The organism is Streptomyces olindensis (assembly GCF_040645895.1).
Taxonomy (GTDB): domain Bacteria; phylum Actinomycetota; class Actinomycetes; order Streptomycetales; family Streptomycetaceae; genus Streptomyces; species Streptomyces olindensis.
The window spans coordinates 1-4,447 of record NZ_JBEYZD010000157.1 but is presented as its reverse complement, the minus strand read 5'-3'; the positions used below and the strand labels follow the sequence as shown (position 1 = coordinate 4,447).

Here is a 4,447-nt window from a genome sequence, read left to right as displayed (position 1 = left end):
CCGGGCGGGGTTTCGTTCCCCGCCCGGCGCCGCGCTTTTCCCGACCTGTGCCACGTTCGACTTCGGCAACCGTGCCACGTTCAACTTCGGCCGCCTTCCAGCGGGCGGCCCGGAAAAGGCCCCTCGGCCTTCCGTATGCTTCCGCTTCCGCCTGGACGAGGGACAGCACTGAATGGTCGGCGGGCGGATTGCGCCCAGCCCGGAGCTGCTGAATCGGATTCCGCTTCTCGATGGATCGCGCTTTCTGAAAGCGCTCGCCCCGGGCGTTGGTCCCGACGGTAGTGACAGCGCCCCGGCGCACGCTGCCCGGAGTGCCACGCCCATGTCAACTCCACCGGAGCCGCTTCCTGTTGACAGCAAAGATCCCCCGGGTCAAGGGCTTGCAATGTCCCGATCCTCCTGAAAGATTGTTCGGGTCGGATCTCGACATTGCGTTACGGGGGAAATGCCAGATGTTCTGCAACTTTCCGATTGCCGATCACAGCCCTTCCTGCCCTCCTCCCGTGGTTTGCCGCGCTGCCTGAGGTCATCCACAGCGGATACGTCGCACGACAGCTGCCGAGCCCACTGGAAGTTGGTAGGGGGGAAGATCGATGAACCACATCTCTGCATCAGCAGAGAAGCCGATACAACGCCACGCGCACAGCCTCGACCCGTTTCACGGTGAGCTCTTATCCGAGGTCACCCAGGTGCCGCTGAGCCGAATTCTGGTCGCGGCCACTCCCCGGACGGGCGGGGAGGACTCCCGGCACATCGACGCGCTCACCGAGGTGTGCGCGGAGCTGCCGCCGATCGTGATCCACCACGAGACGATGACCGTCATCGACGGGGTGCACCGCCTGCGGGCGGTCGAGCGCACCGGCGCCTCGCACATCAACGCCGTGTTCTTCAACGGCGACGAACGCCAGGCCTTCGTGCTCGCCGTCCGGTTGAACAGCAACCACGGACTGCCGCTCTCGCTCGCCGACCGCAAGGCCGCGGCGACGCGCATGCTCGCGGACTTCCCGGAGTGGTCCAACCGGCGGCTGGCCGAGGTCGCCGGCCTCTCGGACAAGACGATCGCCGCGCTCCGGCGGCGGTCGGGTGCGGAAAATCCGCACCCGACCGCCGTGCGACTGGGCCGGGACGGGGTGGCGTACCCGGTGACGGCCGCCGAAGGCCGCACCCGTGCGCTGGCGTTCCTCGCCGTGAAGCCCGACGCGTCCGCCCAGGAAGTGGCGCTCGCCGCCGGCATCTCGCTCACCACGGCCAAGGACGTCCGCAGGCGCGCCCGGGCCGCGGCGGGAGCGGAGGCGACGGATCCGCCGGACGGCGGGACCTCGCGCGGCCGGGGGGCCGCGGGGCGCGGCACCGTCCAGCGCGCCCGGGTCCGCCCGGGCACCCCGGACCTGTCGCTGACGGTCCGGCGGCTGGCGGCCGACCCCTCGCTGCGGTTCACCGAGGCGGGCCGGAAGCTGCTGCGCATCCTCGACGTCTCGGCCGTCCAGCCGCACGACTGGACGGCGATGGCGAGCAGTCTCCCGATGCACTGCGCCCCGGTGATCGCCGAGCTGGCGCGGCACCACGCCGAAAGCTGGCAGCTCCTCGCGGAAGAATTGACGGAGCGGATCAATTCCCAGGAGACTGGCACATAACTGTTCGACCCATTCGGCAGACAGCGTTGCCGGCGCCCCCTGGTGCTTTCTGTGCACCGGGTTGATCTCGCCGGCATCGTCTTCGTCCCTCTTCCGGGCACTGCCGTGAATTACGGCCGCAGTGGATTCGACGCTACCCGTGGGCTTTTCACCCACGGGTAGTTTCCAGGTGCATTCGGTGCTGCTCGCGAGCGGCCCGGGGATTACCGTGCGAATCGCAGTCGCTGCAGAATGCTGGAAAACATTTCGGTTCTCGGAGGGGTGGGCCCATGTGTGGAATAACCGGCTGGGTGGATTTCGGGGCGGATCTGCGCTCGCGGCGTGCGACCGTCGAGGCCATGACGGAGACGATGGCGCTGCGCGGGCCCGACGACGGGGCGGTGTGGCTCTCGCCGCACGCCGCGCTCGGCCATCGCAGGCTCGCCGTCATCGACCCCGCCGGCGGAGCCCAGCCCATGGTGCGCGGCGCCGCGGTGCTCACGTACAGCGGTGAGGTGTACAACTTCCGCGAGCTGCGCGCCGAACTGGAGGGCAAGGGCCACCGGTTCACCACCAACAGCGACACGGAGGTCGTCGCCGTCGCCTACACCGAGTGGGGCGAGGACTTCGTGAGCCGCCTCAACGGCATGTTCGGGTTCGCGATCTGGGACACCGAGAAGGAAGAACTGCTGCTGGTCCGCGACCGGGTGGGGGTGAAGCCCGTCTACTACTACCCGACCGACCAGGGGATCCTGTTCGGCTCCGAGCCGAAGGCGATCCTCGCCAACCCGGCGGCCCGCCGGGTGGTGAACCCGGACGGGTTCGCGAGCTTCCTCATGCTCCAGGCCAACATGGCCGGCACCACGCTCTTCGACGGGATGCGCGAACTCCAGCCCGGCGAGTACCTGAAGGTCAGCAGGAACGGGATCGACAAGCGCCGCTACTGGCGGCTGGAGGCCCGCCCGCACGAGGACGACCTGGACACCACGGTCACCAAGGTCCGCTCCCTCATGGAGGACATCGTCGAGCGGCAGCTGGTGTCCGACGTCCCGCTCGGCATGCTGCTGTCGGGCGGTGTCGACTCCAGCCTGCTCACCGCCCTGGCCGCGCGGGCGAACACCGAGGACGTCCTGCACTCGTTCTCGATCGACTTCGTCGGCTACTCGGACTCGTTCGACTCCGCCGCCGACGGACTGCGCACCACCGAGGACGGCCCCTTCATCGAGCAGGTCGTGAAGCACGTCGGCTGCCTGCACGAGTCCGTCGCCGTGGACACGCGGGGGCTCAGCGACCCGGACGTCCGGCGGCAGGTGCTCGGGGCCTGGGACCTGCCGAACCACCTCGGTGACATGGACGTCTCGCTCTACCTGCTGTTCCGCGCCGTGCGCGAGCACTGTACCGTCGCCATCTCCGGCGAGGGCGCCGACGAGGTCTTCGGCGGCTACCCGTGGGTCCACGACCAGAAGGTCCTCGACATCCCGATCTACCCGTGGATGGCGTTCCAGGTCCTGCGCGGCACCCCCGGCCCGTTCAGCCTGTTCAGCTCCGACGTCATCGAGCGGACGGGCATGATGGAGCGGCTCGGCGGCATGTACAACGAGGGCCTGGCCGAGGTGCCCCGCCTCGACGGCGAAACGCCCGAGGACGCCCGGATGCGCGAGGTGAACTACCTCGACCTCACCCGCTTCATGCGGGCGCTGCTCGACCGCAAGGACCGGATGAGCATGGCCCTGGGCCTGGAGGTCCGGGTCCCCTTCTGCGACCACCGGCTCATCGAGTACATGTTCAACGTCCCGTGGTCGATGAAGAAGCGGAACGGCACCGGGAAGTGGCTGCTGCGCGCGGCCGCCGGCGATCTGCTGCCCGAATCGGTGCTGCAGCGGCCCAAGTCGGCCTTCCCGGCCACGCTCGACACCGGGTACGACGACATGCTCCGCACCGGCCTCAAGCGCATCCTGGACAACGGCGACGACGAGCCGATCCGTCCCCTGATCAACGCCGAGGCGGCCCAGGAGGTCGTCGACGGCACCGACTCGGCCGGTGGCGGCACCTGGAACCGCCTGCGCACCGAGAGCCTCCTGCGCGCCAACGCCTGGATCAAGGAGTACCAGGTGGACGTGAGCCCGCTGTACTGAGCGCGCGCCGACAGGCCCGTTCCAGCATCGAACCCCGGACCTTAGGTGTGGATACCCCGTGGACGAGAACGTTGTTGAGGATCAGTCGTCAGCCCGGCTCGTGGAGTACCTGAAGAAAGTCACGCTGGAACTCCTGCAGACCCGTGACGGCCTGGAGCGCTTGCAGGCCCGGTTCGACGAGCCGATCGCCATCGTGGGCATGAGCTGCCGGTACCCGGGCGGTGTCGAGACGCCGGAGCACCTCTGGGAGCTGGTCGCGTCGGGCCGGGACGCCATCACCCGCTTCCCCGACGACCGCGGCTGGGACCTCGACCGTCTCTTCGACCCGGACCCCGACAAGCCCGGCACGTCGTATGCGCGTGAGGGCGGGTTCCTGCACAACGCCGGTGATTTCGACGCGGGGTTCTTCGGCATCGGGCCGCGTGAGGCGTCGGCGATGGACCCGCAGCAGCGGTTGCTGCTGGAGGCGTCCTGGGAGGCGCTGGAGGACGCCGGCATCGACCCGACGTCCCTGCGCGGCACCGACACCGGCGTGTTCGCCGGCGTGATGTACCAGGACTACGGGTTCGCCGCGCAGTCGACGGCCACGGAGGGGTACGTCGGCACCGGTTCGGCGGGCAGTGTGGTCTCGGGTCGGGTGGCGTATTCGCTGGGGTTGGAGGGTCCGGCGGTGACGCTGGACACGGCGTGTTCGTCGTC

At 69.0% G+C, this 4,447-nt stretch carries 3 protein-coding genes; all 3 read left to right on the top strand.

Translation table 11 applies throughout. The features are described from left to right. Nucleotides 1-689 precede the first annotated feature (689 nt). Complete coding sequence (locus tag ABZ948_RS40760) at nt 690-1,634, top strand: ParB N-terminal domain-containing protein (RefSeq protein WP_359768181.1); 945 nt, start codon at nt 690-692, stop codon at nt 1,632-1,634. A 269-nt stretch (nt 1,635-1,903) separates the two neighbouring features. After that, on the top strand, nt 1,904-3,748 hold the full coding sequence (gene asnB, locus ABZ948_RS40755; protein ID WP_359768180.1) for an asparagine synthase (glutamine-hydrolyzing): 1,845 nt from the start codon (nt 1,904-1,906) through the stop codon (nt 3,746-3,748). Between the two features lie 100 nt (nt 3,749-3,848). Continuing rightward, nucleotides 3,849-4,447, top strand: a 599-nt coding sequence (locus ABZ948_RS40750; RefSeq protein WP_435857810.1) for a beta-ketoacyl synthase N-terminal-like domain-containing protein, incomplete at its 3' end; no start/stop codon positions are given.